This is a genomic window from Adhaeribacter sp., from assembly GCF_057359045.1.
Genome location: NZ_JBMQUD010000078.1, coordinates 74,572 through 95,089, shown reverse-complemented (window position 1 = coordinate 95,089; position 20,518 = coordinate 74,572). Strand labels below are relative to the sequence as shown.

Here is a 20,518-nt window from a genome sequence, read left to right as displayed (position 1 = left end):
GTTGTGGGGTTATTTGTTTAGGTGAATAAGTGTTTTGTGGCAGAACCGGTGGTGGTAAACGTTTAAAGCAATTCAGTAATATTTTTGGCGGGTTTTTAAGAAGGTGCGCAGGGCCGTATCTAGCGGTTGGTGCAAATACAGGCGTTGGTAATGGATGCCTTTTTTTCGGAGCGATTGCTCCAGGTTAAGCAACCAGGCCCCGTATTGTTGCTGGTAAACCGTTCGGTGCCGGGCCGCATCTACCTGTACCTGTTCGCCGGTTTCCAGATCTTCAAAAGTAATTAAGCCGTTATACGTTAAGGTTTGTTCTTGCTGGCCGATTAAATGCAGTAAAATGACGTCTTGGCTCCGGTTGCGCAGCCCTTGCAACAAGCTGGTTATTTCGGTTTCCTGCTCGTACATATCGCTTATAAAAATTGAAATGGTTTTTTGTTTGGTGTAGCGCAGCAGCCGTTGCTGAATTTTTGCTTCGGCAAACTTGCCAGCGGGCGCTGTTTTGTCTAAAGTTTGCCAGAACCGGTGCAAATTACCCTGATTGGCCTGCGGCAGTACGTCTTGTAATTGCGCCTGCTGCAAAATGTGTAAGCTTATTTCGTCGCCTTGTTGCGTAGCCAGGTAGCCCAAAGCGGCCATTGCCAGGCGGGCGTAAGCTATTTTGCTAATACCGTTTTCGGTGTGGTTTAAAGAATGGCTGGCATCCAGGATAAACTGCACGCGCAAATTGGTTTCAGCTTCGGCCTCGCGAATAAAGTAGCGGTCGGATCGGGAAAACATTTTCCAGTCGAGGCGGCGTAAATCGTCGCCGGGTTCGTAGCTGCGGTATTGGCTAAATTCTAAGCCGGCTCCCCGGCGCTGACTCTGGTGCAAGCCCGTTTTAAAGCCCACTACTACCATTCGCGCTACCAATGCCAGGTCTTTCAACCGAATCAGAATTTGCGGGTTAATCATTTTTAATTGTTAATTGTTGGTTGATGATTGCCAAGTGCTTTGTTTGAAATCCTTAATTTTTTGCCCAAAGGCTAAATCCACCTCTCGCCAAAAAAATACTCAATACCAATATTTAACCTTAGCAATATTTTTATCTAAGTTTTACAGCACTTGCCCTGGAAAAAAATAATATCAAATAACTCATTTTAAAATAGCTGCCGGTAAGATAATGGCCTGCAGGAGTTTGGTTATGGCGTGATCGGTGTTTATTTCTTCGGCTTCGGCATTATAGCTTAATACCAAGCGGTGCCGGAGCACGGGGTAAGCCAATAAGCTAATATCCTGGGCGGTAACGGCAAACCGGTTGTGCAGCAGGGCGCGGGCTTTGGCACTTAAAATAAGCGCTTGCCCCGCTCGCGGACCAGCTCCCCAGCGTACGTAATTTTTAATAAAATCAACCTTAGAAATAGCCGGGCGGGTATTGCGTACCAATTGGTTTACAAAAGCAATTAAATCGGGGCTAATGGTTACTTCGCGAACTAAAGCTTGGAGCTTCATTATTTCGTCGGCGGTTATAACCGGCGAAATTTTTGAAGATTGCGCACCGGTAGTACCAGATAAAATATGCAGTTCTTCCTGCTCGGTGGGGTACTTAATGCGAATGTACAACAAAAAACGATCGAGTTGGGCTTCGGGCAAAGGGTACGTGCCGGCCTGCTCAATGGGATTTTGGGTGGCCAGAATAAAAAAGGGGCGGGGTAGCGGGTAGGTTTTGCCGGCGTAGGTTATTTCAAACTCCTGCATGGCCTCTAGTAAGGCGGCCTGGGTTTTGGGTGGTGTACGGTTTATTTCGTCGGCCAGCACAATATTTGCAAACACCGGACCGGCATTAAATTTAAAAAAGCGTTTGCCGGTGCTGTGGTCTTCTTCTAATATTTCGGTGCCCAAAATATCGGTGGGCATTAAATCGGGGGTAAACTGAATGCGCCGGAAAGCACAGGCGGTAGCCTGGGCCAGGGTCCGGACCAAAAGGGTTTTGGCCAAGCCCGGTACACCCTCCAGTAAACCGTGCCCGCCGGCCAATAAAGTTATGAGTACCTCTTCCAGCACTTGTTCCTGCCCGAAAATTACTTTGCCTACTTCGGTTCGGAGATTAGGTATTTTGGCTAATAAAGCTTGTACAGCGGCTTCGTTATTCATTTTTTAGCTGGTTTGATTAAAGTTTTTCAGATTTGGTAAGGCACTGCTGTTTTTTTTGTGGAGATAAGCGGGGGAATTGTCTCCATTAAGCAGGCTTTACCCAAAATCATTGGTGAGCGTTAATACAAGGTTTGTTATCTAATATTTTATTATCTCTATTAATTAGAGCAAAGTTTCCTTAGTTTAAAATGAATATAGTCCGGAATAGTTAAGCTTATTGCTTAAATATCAGGCGGTTAAAGCATGCATAATTATATTTACGCCAAATTTGGTATTGTCTTCGGCCAGCCAGCGTTTGTTCCGGTAGTCGTAGTCCCATTCGCAGCCGTAATCTTTGTTGCTGTATAACACTCCAATGCGGCCGTTTACCAGTATGGCTTTTAAATAATCGTGCACCAGGTCGTCGCCCCAGCCGTTTAGTTCAAAAGAAGTTGTAGGCGGCCCTTCCGGAAACTTAAAGAAAGCCCGGTAGAGCGGGTGCGCATTGGAAATTTTCTGCAAAGCGTTTGGGCCAAAACAAACCTGCATCTGCTGCTCAAACGAACGGGCAAAAAGGCCGTCAATATCGTGGTTGCAATCGTCTGCAAATACAAAGCCGCCGTTGCGCACATAGTTGGTAAAGTTGGTTTTTTCTTTGGGGCTAAACTGCACCAGTTTGTGGCCACTGAGGTAGCAAAACGGATACTTAAATATTTCCGGGCTTTCCAGCGCTACAATTTTTTCCTGGGCGTTTATTTTTAGTGTGGTGTATTCAATTAAAGAATTTAAAATATTGGTCGGCATGCGGGCGTCGGTGTCCCAATCGCCGGAGCGGTACTGCAGACGCACAAACGTAAAAGTCGAAACTACAGGCATGAATTAAGTTAAACGTAATGCTGGGCCAAGAGCCAAGTTTAGCCGTCAGAAAAAATATTCTCTCCCCAAATTAAGAAATATTCTAGTAAACCAATGGGTTTAGGTAATCTCTTACCCAAGCAAGTTCGGACAATATATATATCGGGGTTAAATAGCATACCCGAAGCAATGCTAAAAGTACTCTTAATTAAAGGTATTATTAAATTTAACTTCTAATCGACTAAGAATAATTTAAATTAAAATAAAATACCTTATATTGGTTAAGATTTTATCAGGTAAAGTAGTTTAATAGAAGTTTACCAAAATTTTTCTTTTCGCTCTTTTTTGCTGTTTGTCTCAGAATAAACCAATAGGTAAAAAAATAGTGCGTGGGTGTAATTTAAGTTGAGGCGGGAAGACAGAAGAAAAAATATATTTATTTATTAATATATTTAAAATTATTGATATATATTTGTTTAGCCAAAGCAGTAAAAATCAAAGTGTTAATTGCCTGGTCTAACATTACCCACAATGCTTTTGTATTTCGTAAATTTTTCTGGTCAGAATTCCCGTGCTCGGTGGCTCCCTATCTGGCTGATATTGGTTTTAGCGGCAGTGCTGCGGTTAAATAATATTACCCAGCCTTACATAGATGCTTTTAGTTGGCGGCAAGCCAGTACTGCCATGATGGCCGATAATTTTTTGCACCGCAACCCTAATATTTTATACCCCGAGGTAAGTTGGAGCGGACCGGGCCTTAGTTACCAGGGGCGCGAATTTCAGACGGTTACATATATGGCGGCTTTACTTTACCGCGTAGTAGGGCAGCACGATTGGGTAGGCCGCGGTGTGGCCATTCTGTTTGGTTTGTGGGGCATATTTGCGCTTTACCAACTTACCCGGCGGGTCTGGGACGAAAAACATGCCCTGGCTACGGCTTTGGTTATGGCCATTTTACCCGGTTCTGTTTTTACTGATCGTTCGTTTTTACCGGACCCGGCCATGGTTTCGTTGGTGGTAACCAGTTTATGGCTATTGGTGGCGTATCTGCAAACAAATAAAACGTGGTATTTAATGCTGGCGGCCATTATGGGGTGTTTGGGCTTTTTAACCAAAATACCGGGTTTGCTGGTGGGCATTCCTATGGTGTATGCTGCTATTGCCATTTTACAGGCTAAAAAAGAATTATCGTGGCAGCGGCTAGGCATTATGGTGGGGGTAGCACTAGTAGCTTTGTTGCCGGTAGTAGCTTATTATTTATGGGCGCGTCACCTGGCGCTTACTTACCCCCCGCACCATTTTGCCGGCTCCGGTAACTGGCTCTGGGATGAAGGTTTAAAAAGCTGGATAAGCAAGCGGTTTTACCTTCTAAGTTTCTACAATGTTATGCTTTATTGGTTGTGGGGCTTGCCAGGTTTGGTGCTGGTATTTTTTGGCTTGCTCTATCTGCCACCACTGGTTGCCACCTCTGCCCAGGAACCAACTAAAGCTTTGGTTAAAGCGCCGTGGTTTTACCATTTTTGGTTGGCTGGCTGTGTTTTCTATTATATTATTGGGGCGCAGGAGCTGATTCATAATCCCTGGAACTTCCATATTTTCAGCCCGGTGGCGGCGGCCTTTGCCGGGCGCGGACTGGTAATATTGGGGAGTTTGGGCAAAAATACCATTGGTGCCCGCTCTTGGCTGCCGGCTATGCGAGTAGCGGTAGTGCTGGTGTGTATGGGTTACTCGAGTATTTCTATTTTAAGAAACGCGCTGTACAACAGCCAGAATGCTTACCGCAGTTACCAAATGGGTATGGCCCTGCAACAGTTAAGTAAACCCCAGGATTTGGTAATTACCATTCCAGAAGATATCGGCGACCCGGTAGCTATATATTACAGCCGGCAGCGGGGCTGGGTATTTCCGCCGGCAGATGGCTGGGCCCCTACGGCCCTGCCCGCCAACGACCAGGAATCTATCCAACACCTCGAAAATTTACGGGCGCAAAGCGCCGATTGGTTTGGCATTGTTAGCACGCATTACCAGGATATACTGTATAACCACCCGCAACTGGCGCGGCACATTCAGGCAACTTGTCAGCTTCAGGTCCAAACAGAAAATTACATCATTTTTAAAGTACCCAAGCAGGCTGTGTTAGCGCGCACCGCTACGTCGCCGGCCCGACCGGGAACAGTGGTAAAATAACCCTATCGGCCCACCTGGTTTTATCCGGATTAAAAAATATTAGATAAAATGTATAAAGTTAAATTATCGGTTGTTATTACCCTGCTGAACGAAGAAGATAACATCCATCCGTTGCTGCAAAAGCTACATGCGGCCCTTACCGGATACGACTACGAAATTATTCTGGTAGACGACGGCTCTACGGACCAAACTGTAAACATGGTTAAATTATTTGCGGACGAACGCGTGCGGCTGCTTATTTTTTACAAAAATTATGGTCAAACTTCGGCTATGGCTGCCGGTATTGCCCAGGCCCAGGGCGAGTACATTGTAACCATGGACGGTGATTTACAAAACGACCCAACGGATATTCCGATGATGCTGGCCAAGCTCGAAAATGAAGGCTGGGACGTGGTGGGTGGCCGGCGGGCTAAACGACAGGATGGCATGGTGTTGCGCAAAGTGCCCAGTAAAATTGCGAACGCCATTATCCGGAAGATGACGGGGGTTTACCTGAACGACTATGGCTGCACACTGAAAATATTTAAAAACAGCATCGCCAAAAATTTAGGCCTTTACGGGCAGTTGCACCGTTTTGTGCCGGTGTTGGCCAAGTTGCAGGGCGCCAGAATAACCGAAGTAAATGTAAAGCACCACGCTCGCATTCACGGCCAATCTAAGTACGGATTGGGGCGTACCTTTAAAGTAATGAGCGATTTGCTGCTGATGGTCTTTTTCCAGAAATATTTGCAGCGCCCCATGCACTTATTTGGTTCGGTCGGTATAATTGCGTTTTTAGCCGGTTTAATTATTAATTTCTACCTCGTCGGTGAAAAACTGTTTGGTGCCGAAATTGGCGGGCGTCCCTTACTTATATTAGGTGCTTTGCTAATTTTAGCGGGCATTCACCTGATTACCTTTGGTATTATTGCCGAAATTCTGATGCGTATTTATTTTGAATCGCAGGATAAAAAACCGTACAATATTAAAGAAGTATATATTGGCCAAAACGAGTCTGAAAAAATATCTTAAATTTTGCTTAAAGCTGGCGTTTACCCTTGTAGCCGTATACTTTGTACTACGCGAAATTGACTTAAGCCAGGCTAAGCAATTATTAGCGCACCTGCAGTTTGGCTGGTTGGTAGCCGCTTTAATTTTGTTTAACTTATCTAAAATTGTAAGCGCTTTTCGGCTAAATAAATATTTCGAGGCCATTCCGGTAATAATAGATAAAAGCCTGAACCTGAAGTTGTACTACATTGGCATGTTTTACAATTTATTTTTACCCGGTTCTATTGGCGGCGATGGGTACAAAGTATATTTAATTAACCGGCTGTACAAAACCAAAGTTAAAGACCTGATAAGCGCCTCTTTACTGGATCGCATTAGCGGACTGGCCGCCCTGGCATTTTTAGCTGGTATTTTGCTACTTTTTACCAACCACCGGCCGGTATTTTTTAATTTTAACTTGGTAGTGGGGGTAGCTACCCTATTGCTGCTGCCGGGGTATTATGTATTTTGTGTTTGGTTATTCCGGAAATTTATAGGCCAGTTCTGGGTAACCGGGTATTATTCTTTTCTGGTGCAGCTTTTACAGGTAATTTGTGCGGTTTGTCTGTTGCAAAGTTTCGGCGTTCGTGGGCAATATATAGATTACCTGGCCCTTTTCCTTATTTCTTCGGTGGTATCGGTTTTGCCCATTACGGTAGGTGGCGTAGGGGCCCGCGAGTTGGTGTTTCTGCTCGGTTACCAATATTTGCCAATCGATAAAACTGTGGCGGTATCTTTTAGTTTACTCTTTTTTGGTATTACGGCGCTTTCTTCGCTGGTAGGCGGGGTTTTTACCGTAACCCCCAATACGCCGGAGGGCAGTATGCTTAACCCGCAAAAATTAAGTAAAAGAATATTTTAACTAAACAGTGAGATAGCGGGGCTTAAGAAAATCTCCTAACGACCAGCTACCTTACCGTTCTGCCTGTTAAATATTAAAACCTGATTCTGTCTTTGCCGGCTCTTAGTAGCCCGCACTTACTAACATAGAAATCAGCACCACGCCAATTCCAATGCCTAAAGCCCCGCCTGTGGCAGCTTTGCCTATTTTTCGGCGGTAAGCCTCAGCTTTGTAACCACTTACGTAGTGCGTGTTCTGGACCAGGTTGGTATCCATGTCTTCGGTGAATTTTAGTTTAGGCGGAACGGCTCCAATAATTATAGGGCCTGGCAAACCCATGGCCAGGGCAGTAGCGGCACTTCCCCAAAAAGCACCGGTTCCCCGGTAATGTTGGCGGGCATCTGTCCGGCCGCGCTGGTACATGGTTTTGGGATCGGCGTTGCTGGTGCTGTTTTGCGACGGAGTAATAATATTTTTGGTGCCGTCGGCATATTTAATCAGAAAAACCGACGCCTTAGCAATGGTTAAAACGGGGTAATGCAACGAATCGGCTTGTTTATAAATTATATCCTGTGAAGTAATATCGGTTACTTTAACCTTTAGTTCGTCGCCGGAATTGGTCAAAATAATGTCCTGTGCTTGCAGGCCCAGGGTAATAAACAGAAATAATAAAGATAGTATAGGTTTATTCATAAATAAAATAGGATAAAAGCTGTTAATGGGTGTGTTGTATAAGTATTATACAAATATATATTTTTGTTCTGAAGTATTGCTTAAACCTAAATATATTCATTGATTAATATAAACTTGCGGCGGGAGAGTCTATTCTTTTGATTTTAAGGCAAGAGAATATTTTACATTCTCTTGCGGGATGGGGTAAAATCTAAATTGTTAAATATTTAAATCAGCCGGGTACAAATAATAAGAAGCAAAAAAATGCGCTATATTTAATGCCCAGAATCAGACGTTTATTTTACCGGATATAAATAGGCAATTATCTGATAATAAATAATTTGTTCTGTTTAATTTTTGGCTTCTTAAAATAAGCAACCCGCTCAGGTAAGTAATTTAGAACTATTATTGTAAGCTATAATGGCCAATATTTGGTAGCGTACATCTTAGATAAATATTGATTGGCTTAGTTTTTAACGGAACTTACCCCCAGAATTAGATTTTACATTCTGTATAACATTTGTTTTATGGATGATCTTAAAATAACCATTGATACGCTTTCGGCAGAAGATAAAAAGGAATTTAACTATTTTATCCAACGGCAAAAAAACAAACGCAACCGCAAAGATTACGAGCTTTTTCAGTTATTACAGGGCAAAAAAAGTTACAAACCCCAGGAACTGATTCAGCGGTTGTACCCCGAAGAACCCAATGCCGTGGCGTATTATGCCTTGCGCAAGCGCCTGATGCAGCACCTCACCGATTTTATTGTGCTCAAGCGCATGGAAGAAGACCCAACCGCCGGTTCTTCGATTATGGGTATGCTCTCGCTGGCTAAATATTTATTTGATGTACGGGCCGACCGCCTGGCCTGGAATATGTTGCGTAAAGCAGAAAAATTGGCTATTGCCAACGACCAGTTTGATTTGCTTAACACCATTTACAATGTACAAATAGAAAAAGCCGATTCTGAGTTTGCCGACGACTTGGACGAGATAATCCGGAAGCGCAATGAAAACAAACTGGCCGCCGACGAAGACGAGCGGGCCAATATTGCCAATAGCTTAATTATAAAGCACCTGGAAACTACCCGCCAGCAAGGCCGCGATTTACAATTCGACGACACCATCCAAAACATACTCAAAGCTTACGGTTTAAAAGAAGCGGTAAGTCAGCGGCCAGCCTTGTTTTACAAGCTCATGTCTATTACCCGGAGTTCGGTGCTGGCCCGCAAAGATTTTTATTCTTTTGAGCCTTTTATTATTAGCCAGTACCAACAGGTGCAAGCCACGCACGGGTTTTCGCCGGCGCACCAGTATTATAAAATTAGCTTGCTTTACATGATTGCGCACGTGTTGTACCGCAACCGTAAATTTTCGCAGTCTAACTATTATTTACAGGAACTCTACCAAACCATTACCGGCGAGGGCAAAAGCCTTTACTCTACTTTTTACGCCAAGTACGTTTTCCTGAAAACCGCCAACGATGCCTTTTTACGTAACCTGGAAGGCGCACTGAGCCTGATGTATGATTTGCTGCACCAGAAAAGCCATTTGCTAAGTAAGCGCCAGACCCTAACCGCCAGTTTGGGGCTTAGCTTTATTTATTTTGCCCAGGAAGCTTACCAAAAAGCCAACCGGGTACTCATGAACATTGAGCATTCTGATAAATGGTGCGAAAAAATAATGGGTAAGGAGTGGGTTTTAAAAAAGCACCTCGGCGAGTTAATTATTCAATATGAGTTTGGCAACCTGGATATAGCTTTAGATAAAGTTAAAAATATTAGGCGGAATTGCCAGGAATTGCTGGAGCAGCCGGTATATAAAAATGTAGCTGCCTTTATCCAGCTTTTAGAACAACTTATATTACAACCCGATGCCGCTACCCGCCGCACTTTTTTAAACCAGGTACAAAATGTACTGGAGTTTGTGCCGCCCGAGCGCGAAGATTTGCAAGCCATGAGTTATTATGCCTGGCTTAAATCTAAAATGGTAAGCCGCCCTTACTACGAGGTTTTGCTGGAACTAGTGAGTTAAAATTGGATAGGCAGGTTAAAGCTGTTTGGCAACGTTGCCGGAAAAAATATTCTTTTCCGGCCGGCTAATTATCTGTTTAAAAAGATATTTTTGTTTTTTGGAGGGCTTGGTTGGCCGCAAGGAGGCTTAATTTTCTGGCAATTTGTTTATTATTTAAACAGATACTAAGTAGTTTACTATTTAAGCTATTATGGGTTCGTAATTTTAATCTAAGAAAACTAGCCCCAACCCTAGCCATTGCTGAAAGCTAAAAAACTAACTACTAATAACTAATTACTGCTAACTTATGAGTATGGAGCAAACTTGGCGCTGGTTCGGCCCCAAAGATCCGGTGTCTTTATCTGATATCCGGCAAGCCGGCGCTACAGGCATTGTAACGGCTTTACACGAAATTCCTAACGGCGAAGTATGGCCCGTAGAAGCCATTCAGGAACGGAAACAATTAATTGAGCTAGACGAATCGGTGAGCCCGGCACGTCCGCGGGGCCTGCGCTGGTCGGTAGTAGAGAGTGTGCCGGTACACGAATATATTAAAACGGGCCATCCCGAGCGGCAGCGTTGCATCGAAAATTACAAGCAAACCATCCGGAACTTAGCCGCGTGCGGCATAGATACCATTTGCTACAATTTTATGCCTATATTAGACTGGACCCGTACCGATCTGGCTTACGTGGTAGAAGATGGCTCTGAGGCTTTGCGTTTTGATGCGGTTGCTTTTGCGGCTTTTGAATTATTTATTCTGCAACGGCCCGGTGCCGAGGCCACTTACAACCAGGCGCAAATAGCGGTGGCTAAAGAATATTTTTCGGGTTTGGATGCCCAGGCCCAAAAACAACTACAAAATAATATTATTGCGGGTTTACCGGGTTCCGAAGAAAGTTTTACCCTCACCGAATTTCAGGCGGTACTAAACACGTATGATCAGGTAGATGATCAGCAGTTGCGCAAGAACCTGGCTTATTTTCTGCAGGAAATTATACCGGTTGCCGAAGAAGCTGGTGTGCGTATGGCAATTCACCCCGACGATCCGCCGCGGCCAATTCTGGGTTTACCCCGCGTTGTAAGCACCGAAGCCGATTTAGTAGAGTTACTGAACGTAGTAGATTCGCCGGCCAATGGCTTTACCATGTGTACGGGTTCTTACGGTGTTCGGCCCGACAACGACTTGCCCGGTATGGTGCAGCGCCACGGCCACAAAATTAATTTTGTGCATTTACGCAGCACCAAACGCGACCCGGACCAACCCGAAACGTTCCATGAAGCCGACCACCTGGCCGGCGACGTTGATATGTACGCCGTGGTACGGGCCCTGGTAGAAGAAGAACAGCGCCGTCGCCGCGAAAACCGCCCGGATTACCAAATGCCTTTCCGGCCGGATCACGGTCACCGCATGCTCGACGACTTACATAAAAAAACCAATCCAGGTTATTCGGCTATCGGGCGTTTGCGCGGTCTGGCCGAATTGCGTGGCCTGGAATTAGGGATAATCCGGTCTTTGGACTTGCAGCCTGAAACGGTATAATACCCAAGCATCATACTAACATCTTTAATTAAAAAACCGGCACCCCATTTTTGCCCCAAGCTAGAAGGTGCAAAAATGGGGTGCCAGGTTATATTTTTGCTTTTAATAGCAAATAAAATTTATTTTTTGGCTTAATTTGGCTTGATGTTAAGGTTGATGCCGGATGGGTCTAAAACAATTAATTAAAAATTTCTCGGTAGCCTTGGTTGCCCTCCTGTTTTTTATAGGGGTTACTTTGGCTGCTTATTTTTTTTTAAAGAAGGAGGCAGAGGAAAGGTTCAATAATCGGTATACCACGCAAACCGCCCAAGCTAAAAGTTTAATTTATCGCCGGCTGAACAATTATATCCAGGCTCTTAAAGGAGCCCAGGGGTTGTTTACGGCATCTAACGATCTTACCCGTGAGGAGTGGGCCAGGTACTTTGATAACCTGGGGGTATACCAGAATTATCCGGGCATACAGGGTATAGGTTTTGCTCAAGTAGTACACCCCACCGATTCAGCCGCTCATATTCGGGAAGTACGTGCCGAAGGGTACCCGGATTACACCATACAGCCGGTTGGCCAACGGGAAGTATATGTACCTATTCTTTATATAGAACCCTTTACCGGTCGTAACCTGCGGGCCTTTGGCTTTGATATGTTTAGTGAGGCAACCCGCCAACGCGCCATGGAACGTGCCCGCGATACTGGTGAGCCCTCGGTTACCGGTAAAGTAAAGCTGGTACAGGAAACGAACGAAGATGTACAGGCCGGCTTTTTAATTTACCTGCCCGTATACCAGAGCCAACAGCAAACGGCTACTTCCGCTGAGCGCCAGCAATTGCTTAAAGGTTATGTTTTTAGTCCTTTTCGGGCCAGCGACTTAATGAACCAACTGTTTAATGAGAGCTATAACGATTTTGCCATTCAAGTTTTCGACGGATATCCGTTAACCGCAGAAAACCTTTTGTACGCCAATCGGCCCGATTATCCCTTACCCGATGGTAAACAAGAGAAACTCCTGCAAAAAGATTTAAAATTAGATATAGCGGGCCGCACCTGGATTATTCATTTTCAGGCGCTCCCTGGTTTTTTAAATAACCGCAGCAAACTCCCCGATTTTGTGCTGGTAGGTGGTATTTTTATTAGTTTACTAATAGCTTTTGCCTTTTGGTCGTTGGGCAATATGCAATACACTAACCGGTTAAAACAAACCATTACCGATAATGCTACCGTAGGACTTTTTATCTTAGATGGCAAAGGCTATTGTACTTTCATGAATCCAATGGCCGAGCAGATGACGGGCTTTACTTTGGCCGAAATGCAGAATCAAACCATGCATAATCTTATTCACTACATGCATCCGGATGGTTCGCCGTTTCCAATGGAAGATTGCCCGTTGGGAATAACCCTAACCCAAAATACTTCTTTACGGGAGCACCAGGATGTTTTTATCCGGAAAGATGGTACTTTTTTTAATGTAAACTGTACAGCTACGCCGGTATACGAAAGAGGTGCTTTTGTGTATATGGTGTTAGAAGTACGAGATATAACCAAAGAAAAAATAGCCCAGGCAGCGCTAATTGAGAGCGAAGCCCGGTTCCGGAGCATGGCCGACAATGCCCCGGTAATGATTTGGCTGAACGATGAGAAAAACTTAACTACTTACCTGAACCGGCAATGGTTGGAGTTTACCGGTCAATCGTACACAGAGGCGTTGGGTAGTGGCTGGACCAAGGCCGTACACCCCGACGATAAATTAAGGCTGCAAAATATTTTTGTGCAAGCCCATTTAAACAGAAGCAGTTTTGAAGTAGATTATCGCTTAAAACGAAAAGATGGCGAGTACCGTTGGGTGGTAAGCAACGGTAGCCCGCGTTTTAATAATGCCGGTAATTTCTTGGGCTATATTGGTTCGGTAATAGATATTACCGACCGCCGGGAAGCCGAGCAGAAAACAAAAGAGAACGCCAACTTACTGCATAAAATATTTCTGGAAGTACCGGCTATTGTGGCTTTAATCCGGGCAGCCGATCAAACCTATATTTTTTCAAATCCGTTATACCGCAAATTTTTAGGTAACCAGGCTTTGCCGGGCAAGGATATTCGGTTGGCCCATCCCGATATTTCTGGCCCAGGTTTATTTGATCGGGTAGACCAGGTAATTAGTACGGGTAAACCTTACGTGGGTAAAGAAGTGCCCATTAGCAACGAACTTAACGGAAAAAAACAAACCGGCTATTTCAACCTGGTTTACCAGCCTATACTGGACCCCGATGGGGCAGTAGAGGCCGTGTTGGTATTTGCTATAGAAGTTACCGAACTGGTAAACAGCCGGCGTAAGCTTATGCAAGCCAACGAAGAACTAAAACGGATGAACGATGAATTACGCCGTACCAACACCGATTTAGATAACTTTGTGTATACTGCTTCGCACGACCTAAAGGCGCCCATTGCCAACCTGGAAGGTCTCATTAATGATATGATGCACAGCATTTATACCCAGTTGGCTCCCGAAGAGCAATATGTATTACAGTTGCTCCAGGATTCTATTAACAAGTTAAAACGTACTATTTCTGATTTAACCAATATAACGCGGGTACAGAAAGAAGTAAACGAAAGCGAAATAAACCTTTCTTTTGCCGAAGTGCTGGCCGATGTAATGTTGGATATCAATCCGTTGGTGACCGAAGTGCAGGCCCAAATTACAACCGATTTTGCGGTACCCCAAATAACCTATGCCCGTAAAAACCTGCGCAGCATCTTATACAACCTGGTTTCTAACGCCCTTAAATACCACGACCCGGCCCGGCGCCCCGAAATTACCATCAGTACTGCTGCCGCCGGTAATTTTGTAAAACTTTCGGTTACTGACAATGGCTTAGGTATTCGGCCCGACCAGCAGCACAAACTTTTTTCTATGTTTAAGCGGGTGCATACCCACGTAGAAGGCAGCGGCATTGGGCTCTATATTGTAAAACGAATTGCCGAAAACAACGGCGGACGCATAGAAGTACAAAGCGAGCCCCATAAAGGATCTACTTTTACCGTTTACTTCCAGGTATAACCACTAATGGCGAGCAGCATATTTGCCCGGTAGTTAAAATCCGCATTATTTATTTAGTCGGGCTATCGGGTTAATAAAAAGCCGGCTAATTAATTATAACTATTCCTGCGATAATATTTAGCTAAAAAAGAAACCCAGCCTTTACGCTGGGTTTCTTTTTTATGTACCTGGGTACCAGTTACGTAAGCGTACCTCTATTTTGTTATCGCCGGCATTTACCTGGGTTTTAAAGGCGGCAACGTCACTTAAGCCATTCTGGCCCCGGTAATGGTATGGATATACTATTTTGGGTTTAAAGGCCAATACGGCTTGGGCCGCCTGGTCTACATCCATGGTATAAGGTAAATTCATGCAAATAAATGCTGCATCAATATTTTTAAGGGCACGCATTTCGGCTATATCTTCTGTATCGCCGGAAAAGTAAAGGTTTTTATCACCAATAGTTAGTACATAGCCGTTGCCGCGCCCTTTGGGGTGACGGGAATCAGCCGTTTCGGGGAGGTTGTACATGGGTACCGCTGTAATAGTAACGCCAAATTTAGTGTTTTTAGCACCATTTGCCAGTACCACCACTTTGGGTTTAAAAGCAGGGGGCAACATGTCGGCTACCGCCTGGGGTACCACAAACGTTGCTTTAGATGTATTTATGGCTGCCAGGGTTTTAAGGTCCATGTGGTCGCCGTGAATGTCAGTAATTAAAATTAAATCAGGCGTATCCAGGCCGGCAAAAAAGTTAGCGCCACCAGCCGGATCTACGTAAATGGTTTTGTTGTCCCATTTTAAAACAGCCGAAGCATGTTGTACCGGCTGAATGGTAAGCGGTCCTTTTTTAGTATCCAGCTTATCGGGAGTTGCCCGCTGGGCATAAGCCTGTAACATAGTAAAAGTAAACAAGGTGAGTAAGAGGTACTTTAGTTTCATGAGATAATAAGTTTAGGGGTAAACAATTGCCATAGCTTAATGTTTGGCCAGTGTTAGTACGATTATTCTATAAACGTAGTAGTTTAAAGATAATAAAAATGTTCACCTGCCTATTTTATTTACGTCTTGAATTAAATATACCGAAGATAAATTTTAAAGTGAATTACCTTTTGTAAGCGGATCCGGTTTATATTAAATAATTCCTTACACCATATTTGCTACTCATTTTATGCTGTTTCGAGCTTAAAAGATCTACCATTTGGACACAACTATGAAATGGCTCATTTGCTATAAAGTTTCTTCCTGCTTCTGTTATTTCTGGAGCGAATCTTTTGGGTAGAAAGCCATACCGACTACTTACCGTTATGCTTAATTACCTGTTTTACTTCCTAACCAGAAGATTCTTCTGGAACCAAGATTCTGGAATTCTTCGGATTCTGCAGAATGACCGAGATGGCAGGAATGTGTCTTAATCCTAAGCTTAAAAGATGAGGAAATTAATTTGAGATTAAATTCATAAAATAATTTTTTCTAAATAAATTAATATTTGGCGATGGATATTAATTATTGTATTTTTGACAATAACTAAGTAGCCCATTATTCAATTAATAACTATTTACGCCGTATAACCTTTATATCTGCCCAAATCATTAATTAACCTAAACCATGACCCAAAATATTTTTTTTAAACCTGCCTTCTTTCTGCTGCTAGGAGCCGGTATTTTCTTAAACGCTTGCGGCAATCAGAACGGGAATACTGCCCAAACCGAAGCAACCCAGGAGGGTACGGCTACTAATAGCGATAGTACTCAGCAAAAAGCCATCTCTAAACCGTTGGTAACCAATATTTATACTGCCGATCCTTCGGCCCACGTATTTAATGGTAGAATTTATATTTACCCCTCGCACGACATTGAAGCCGGCATTCCGCAAAACGACAACGGCGACCATTTTGCGATGCGCGATTACCACATTCTGTCGATGGATAGTATAGGCGGAAAAGTAACGGACCATGGTGTGGCGCTGGACGTTAAAGATATTCCGTGGGCCGGCCGGCAGTTGTGGGCTCCCGATGCTGCTTTTAAAAACGGTACTTACTACTTGTATTTCCCGGTTAAAGATAAAGAAGATGTTTTCCGGATTGGCGTAGCTACAAGTAAATCGCCGGTGGGGCCCTTTAAAGCAGAGGCCAAACCTATTGAGAATAGCTTTAGCATGGACCCGGCAGTATTTACCGATACCGACGGAAAATCGTACATGTATTTTGGGGGTATCTGGGGCGGACAACTACAACGTTGGAGCACGGGAAAGTATAACCCCAAAGATGAATATCCGCAAGACGACCAACCTGCTTTAAGCCCCAAAGTTGCCCGATTGAGCCAAAACATGCTGCAATTTGATGAACCCGTGCGGGATATACAAATCTTAGACGAAACGGGTAAACCCCTGCTGGCCAAAGACAATAATCGCCGCTTTTTTGAAGCTGCCTGGCTACACAAATACAACGGCAAATATTACTTTTCGTACTCTACCGGCGATACCCATTTTATCGCTTACGCCACCGGCGATAATCCTTACGGACCTTTTACCTACCGTGGCGTAGTTCTAAACCCGGTTATTGGCTGGACGAACCACCACTCTATTGTAGAGGTAAACGGTAAATGGTATCTCTTTTACCACGACAGCGAATTATCGGGTGGCCAAACCCATTTGCGCAGCGTAAAAGTTACCGAACTAAAACACCGCCCGGACGGCACCATCGAAACCATTACAGCTTATACCAAATAAGTTAATTGGCGTTCATAAAAAAAGGCACTTGTTATGTAACAGGTGCCTTTTTTTATTATTGATGCCGATGTAAATTAATACTCCGTTTTAATATTTAATAAAGCTAAATATGGGTGTGTTTGTTTAATTCGTACACACTGATAAGCGAGTAGCATTTATTTACTTGTAATAAGCTGATTTTAAATGCTTATTCTTATCAGACTATACGGCATCGGAAAGGCTGGTAAAAGTAAAGTCCCGGATTTTCATAGGCGGTACTAAATGGCCCCCCATGCGTTGGGGCTTGCCCAGTTCTTCCAGGTTGTTCAGCATAATAATAGGGCTTTCGTTAAACCGGAAATTTTTGATGGGGTGCTTTATTTTACCGTTTTCAATAAAGAAAGTACCGTCGCGGGTAAGGCCAGTATAAAGCAAGGTTTGCGGGTCAACGGCCCGGATATACCACAGGCGGGTTACCAGAATTCCGCGCTCAGTGGTTTTAATCATTTCTTCTACCGATTTGGTGCCGCCCTGCACAATAAAACCGGCTGGTGGAGGCACCGATTTAATGTTTTTCTTTTGGGCCCAAAACCGCGCAGACGGCATAGTTTTTACCACGCCTTTTTCAATCCAGGTAACTTTTTCCAGGGGGCGGCCATCGCCCGCCCAGGTACCCGTTGGAATTTGAATATTGGTAGGGTCAGAATAAATGGTAATTCGTTCATCAAATAATTTTTCGCCGAGTTTGTTGCCACCGCCTTTTTTAGCCAGGAAGCTACGTCCTTCGTCGGCAGAGCGGGTATCGAGGCTGTTCATGAGCGCGCCCAACAAACTGGCATCGGTGTTAGATACCAAAGCGGCTGGCTCCAGAATTACGGTGTATTTGCCGGGTTCAATGGCTTTGGCGTTGGTAGAACCTATTGCCTTGGCAATGGCAAACTGCGAGGCTTCGGCTGCATCAAATTTGGTTACATCGCTTACATCGCGGGTAGCATAACCCGAACCGGTGCCATCGGCGGTGCGCATGGTTACCGAAAACTCCAGGTTAGTACTTTGATCGTAAGCAAATAAGCCTTTCGAGTTCATTTTAGCCCGAAAAGCCGATGCATCTTCCAGGAAACCCGCTGCCGTCAGGTTTTTGGCGTTGGCCAGTTCTATGCTTTTTCCGGCGGCTTCGGCCCGGTACTCGGGTTTTATATTGGCGGTAGTCGGGAAATAAGCGTTGGCGGGTAAATATTGCTGTGGCCCCAGCAGTTCTACATATTCGGGATTTTCTGGGGCCAGACGGGCCGTTTCTTCGGCGCGTTGTACTACTTTGCGCAAAGAGGCATCGTCGAATTCATTAATAGTAGCAGTGCCAGAACGTTTACCAAAACGGGCTTCAACGGCTAAAGCTATATTTTCAGAACTACCACTCGTAGACACGCTGTTGCGGGCGTACCGGATATTGCCGCCCAGGCTGCCGGTTAAATTGGCTTCGCACTCGGTAGCTTTGGTGTAACTAAGTACTTTGCGTAAAATGGCTTGTGCTTCTTCTTTAGATAATATGGCCATATTTAAATTAGCTTTTAGCAGTAAGCTATTAACGCTTAATAAAATTTTAAATATTTTTTAAACCTGAGGTATTTATTTTTAAGCTGGGTCAATAATAAAGCTTATAGCTTAAATTAACCTATAGGGTCTGTGTTATCAATATTTTAAAGCTAATACCTACCCGCTAAATATTATACCTTACGGGCGGTGTTAATTACGTTAACCCCGTTAAATCGGGTGGTAGCACTACCGTGCGATACCGCGCTGATTTGGGCAGGCTGGCCTTTGCCGTCGAAAAAAGAACCGAACATCCGATAATCACTTTCGTCGCAAATGGCGCTGCAGGAATTCCAGAATTCCTGGGTATTCGATTGGTAAGCTACATCATCGAGCATACCTACAATTTTGCCCGCTTTAATTTCGTAGAATACCGTACCGCCAAATTGGAAGTTATAGCGCTGCTGATCGATAGAGTACGAACCCCGGCCGGCGATATAAATACCTTTTTCTACATTTTTGATTAAATCATTAACCGAAAGCTTGGTTTTGCCGGGCGCCAGCGAAACGTTGGGCATACGTTGGAATTGCACCGAACTCCAGTTATCGGCGTAGCTACAGCCGTGCGACTCTTTTTCACCGATAATATGGGCCTGGTCGCGGGTTGCCTGGTAATTTACCAGTACCCCGTCTTTAATTAAATCCCAGCGTTTGGTTTTTACCCCTTCGTCGTCGTAAGCCACGTAGCCCAGCGAACCGGGCTGGGTTTTATCGGCAAAAATATTAACGAGCTTGCTCCCGTATTTAAAGTTTTTAGTTTTCCATTTATCTAGTGTGGCAAAACTGGTGCCCGCGTAATTGGCTTCGTAGCCCAGTACCCGATCCAGCTCTGTAGCGTGCCCCACCGATTCGTGAATAGTTAGACCCAGGTGATTAGGTTCCAGTATCAGGTCGTATTTGCCGGGCAACACCGATTTAGCGGTAAGTTTAGCTTGGGCTTGCTTTGCGGCCAGGGCGGCATCTTCCAGAATATCGTAATACTTGTTGTAGCCTTGCAAATCGGTGCCGGTGGGGCCCGCAACTTTAGGGGCAGGGGTGCTTAAATATTCGTAGCCCATGCCCATAGGTGCGCTCAAGGCTTCGCGGGTTTTAAATTTGCCGGTAGCTTTATCTATAGCGGTAACCGTAAAAGTGGGCCAGATGCGGTGAATATCCTGGTCGATGTAAGAACCATCGGTAGAAGCAAAATATTTTTGTTCGTTTACCTGAAATAAATTGGAGCTTACAAAATTGGCGCCGTTAGCCTGGGCTTTGGCGTTGGCGTTCAAGAGTAAATCTATTTTTTCGGCTACGGGTACTTCAAAAGCGTTCTTTACAATGGGGGTACGCCAGTTTATTTCGCCGGTGCCGCTTACGGCAGCCAGTTGTACGGGTTCTTTCTGGTATTTGGCATTGGCCTTGGCAATAGCTACTGCCTGCGCGGCGGCATTGGCCAAACCGGCTTCGGTTACGGTGTTGGTAGCCGCAAAGCCCCAGGTACCATTAGCCAGCACCCGCACGCCTGCTCCAAAAGACTCAGCGTTTACAATATTTTGCACCTGCTGCTCACGGGTAAATAAATATTGCTGTAAATACCTTCCAATCCGCACATCGGCGTAAGTAGCCCCGTTGGATTTAGCTGCATTTAAAGCCGCATCGGCCAGGCGTTTTTTAACCGCTACATCTAAAGTTTCCAAAGCCGCTTCGGGTGCAATTGGTCGGCCAAAAACCGGTATATCGGTGAGGGCCAGGCTGCCTATACCCAGAGAAGTTAACTGAATAAAATCACGTCTTTTCAAAGCAAATCTTAATTATTTATTAAATATTCCGGTATCAGGGTTTGTATAAACAACCTGTTAAATGAATATTATTTAAATAAATAAAATATTGGTCAGAAAAGCAAGCTGGCCAGGTTTGTTTTAAGTAACGTTGTTGGTAAGCAGAAACACCCGGCTACGGGCAGC

14 protein-coding genes are annotated in these 20,518 nt (G+C 44.6%); 7 read left to right on the top strand and 7 right to left on the bottom strand.

Translation table 11 applies throughout. The annotated features are described in order from the left end of the window. Positions 1-72: 72 nt before the first annotated feature. The 3 genes from ACO1R6_RS12595 to ACO1R6_RS12585 form a co-directional block, all read right to left on the bottom strand. Positions 73-948, bottom strand: coding sequence for a DUF58 domain-containing protein (locus ACO1R6_RS12595; RefSeq protein WP_486265215.1), 876 nt, complete (start codon positions 946-948; stop codon positions 73-75). A 180-nt stretch (positions 949-1,128) separates the two neighbouring features. Continuing rightward, positions 1,129-2,127 (bottom strand): AAA family ATPase, encoded by a 999-nt coding sequence (locus ACO1R6_RS12590; RefSeq protein WP_486265214.1) that lies wholly within the window; start codon positions 2,125-2,127, stop codon positions 1,129-1,131. Positions 2,128-2,355: 228 nt separating this feature from the next. Beyond that, positions 2,356-2,982, bottom strand: a complete 627-nt coding sequence (locus ACO1R6_RS12585) for a DUF4159 domain-containing protein (protein ID WP_486265213.1) — start codon at positions 2,980-2,982, stop codon at positions 2,356-2,358. A gap of 510 nt (positions 2,983-3,492) precedes the next feature. Between ACO1R6_RS12585 and ACO1R6_RS12580 the strand changes: the two genes are divergently transcribed. From ACO1R6_RS12580 to ACO1R6_RS12570, 3 genes are read left to right on the top strand one after another with little or no spacing between them, the layout of a single operon-like run. Continuing rightward, positions 3,493-5,148 carry an ArnT family glycosyltransferase gene (locus ACO1R6_RS12580; protein WP_486265212.1) on the top strand — a complete coding sequence of 552 codons (1,656 nt, stop codon included), beginning with the start codon at positions 3,493-3,495 and terminating at the stop codon, positions 5,146-5,148. Between the two features lie 48 nt (positions 5,149-5,196). Further along, on the top strand, positions 5,197-6,159 hold the full coding sequence (locus tag ACO1R6_RS12575; protein ID WP_486265211.1) for a glycosyltransferase family 2 protein: 963 nt from the start codon (positions 5,197-5,199) through the stop codon (positions 6,157-6,159). Beyond that, positions 6,128-7,039, top strand: coding sequence for a lysylphosphatidylglycerol synthase transmembrane domain-containing protein (locus ACO1R6_RS12570; RefSeq protein WP_486265210.1), 912 nt, complete (start codon positions 6,128-6,130; stop codon positions 7,037-7,039). The genes ACO1R6_RS12575 and ACO1R6_RS12570 overlap by 32 nt, the downstream gene beginning before the upstream one ends. Positions 7,040-7,141: 102 nt before the next feature. Here the strand turns inward: ACO1R6_RS12570 and ACO1R6_RS12565 are convergent, their stop codons facing one another. Continuing rightward, positions 7,142-7,711 (bottom strand): hypothetical protein, encoded by a 570-nt coding sequence (locus ACO1R6_RS12565; protein ID WP_486265209.1) that lies wholly within the window; start codon positions 7,709-7,711, stop codon positions 7,142-7,144. A gap of 506 nt (positions 7,712-8,217) precedes the next feature. Here ACO1R6_RS12565 and ACO1R6_RS12560 point away from each other — a divergent pair. From ACO1R6_RS12560 to ACO1R6_RS12550, 3 genes are all read left to right on the top strand, one after another. Further along, positions 8,218-9,726, top strand: coding sequence for a hypothetical protein (locus ACO1R6_RS12560; protein ID WP_486265208.1), 1,509 nt, complete (start codon positions 8,218-8,220; stop codon positions 9,724-9,726). Between the two features lie 286 nt (positions 9,727-10,012). Continuing rightward, on the top strand, positions 10,013-11,248 hold the full coding sequence (uxuA, locus tag ACO1R6_RS12555; protein WP_486265207.1) for a mannonate dehydratase: 1,236 nt from the start codon (positions 10,013-10,015) through the stop codon (positions 11,246-11,248). A 163-nt stretch (positions 11,249-11,411) separates the two neighbouring features. Then, entirely contained in the window at positions 11,412-14,297 is a 2,886-nt protein-coding gene (locus ACO1R6_RS12550) for a CHASE domain-containing protein (RefSeq protein WP_486265206.1), read from the top strand. Between the two features lie 159 nt (positions 14,298-14,456). Here the strand turns inward: ACO1R6_RS12550 and ACO1R6_RS12545 are convergent, their stop codons facing one another. Next, a complete protein-coding gene (locus tag ACO1R6_RS12545) occupies positions 14,457-15,218 on the bottom strand; it encodes an MBL fold metallo-hydrolase (RefSeq protein WP_486265205.1) in 762 nt (253 codons plus the stop codon). Between the two features lie 666 nt (positions 15,219-15,884). Here ACO1R6_RS12545 and ACO1R6_RS12540 point away from each other — a divergent pair. Next, on the top strand, positions 15,885-17,006 hold the full coding sequence (locus ACO1R6_RS12540) for a glycoside hydrolase family 43 protein (RefSeq protein ID WP_486265204.1): 1,122 nt from the start codon (positions 15,885-15,887) through the stop codon (positions 17,004-17,006). Between the two features lie 201 nt (positions 17,007-17,207). On the opposite strand, the gene ACO1R6_RS12535 is transcribed toward ACO1R6_RS12540, so the two are convergent. Next, positions 17,208-18,539 (bottom strand): TldD/PmbA family protein, encoded by a 1,332-nt coding sequence (locus ACO1R6_RS12535; RefSeq protein ID WP_486265203.1) that lies wholly within the window; start codon positions 18,537-18,539, stop codon positions 17,208-17,210. Positions 18,540-18,709: 170 nt separating this feature from the next. Beyond that, on the bottom strand, positions 18,710-20,353 hold the full coding sequence (locus ACO1R6_RS12530) for a TldD/PmbA family protein (RefSeq protein WP_486265202.1): 1,644 nt from the start codon (positions 20,351-20,353) through the stop codon (positions 18,710-18,712). Positions 20,354-20,518 lie beyond the last annotated feature (165 nt).

Bases quoted from the DNA above. Each gene is read 5' to 3' on its own strand.
- ACO1R6_RS12575 (WP_486265211.1), top strand. From the start codon at position 5,197: ATGTATAAAGTTAAATTATCGGTTGTTATTACCCTGCTGAACGAAGAA.
- ACO1R6_RS12585 (WP_486265213.1), bottom strand. From the start codon at position 2,982: ATGCCTGTAGTTTCGACTTTTACGTTTGTGCGTCTGCAGTACCGCTCC.
- ACO1R6_RS12550 (WP_486265206.1), top strand. From the start codon at position 11,412: ATGGGTCTAAAACAATTAATTAAAAATTTCTCGGTAGCCTTGGTTGCC.
- ACO1R6_RS12595 (WP_486265215.1), bottom strand. From the start codon at position 948: ATGATTAACCCGCAAATTCTGATTCGGTTGAAAGACCTGGCATTGGTA.
- ACO1R6_RS12545 (WP_486265205.1), bottom strand. From the start codon at position 15,218: ATGAAACTAAAGTACCTCTTACTCACCTTGTTTACTTTTACTATGTTA.
- ACO1R6_RS12565 (WP_486265209.1), bottom strand. From the start codon at position 7,711: ATGAATAAACCTATACTATCTTTATTATTTCTGTTTATTACCCTGGGC.
- ACO1R6_RS12560 (WP_486265208.1), top strand. From the start codon at position 8,218: ATGGATGATCTTAAAATAACCATTGATACGCTTTCGGCAGAAGATAAA.
- uxuA (WP_486265207.1), top strand. From the start codon at position 10,013: ATGAGTATGGAGCAAACTTGGCGCTGGTTCGGCCCCAAAGATCCGGTG.
- ACO1R6_RS12590 (WP_486265214.1), bottom strand. From the start codon at position 2,127: ATGAATAACGAAGCCGCTGTACAAGCTTTATTAGCCAAAATACCTAAT.
- ACO1R6_RS12540 (WP_486265204.1), top strand. From the start codon at position 15,885: ATGACCCAAAATATTTTTTTTAAACCTGCCTTCTTTCTGCTGCTAGGA.
- ACO1R6_RS12535 (WP_486265203.1), bottom strand. From the start codon at position 18,539: ATGGCCATATTATCTAAAGAAGAAGCACAAGCCATTTTACGCAAAGTA.
- ACO1R6_RS12580 (WP_486265212.1), top strand. From the start codon at position 3,493: ATGCTTTTGTATTTCGTAAATTTTTCTGGTCAGAATTCCCGTGCTCGG.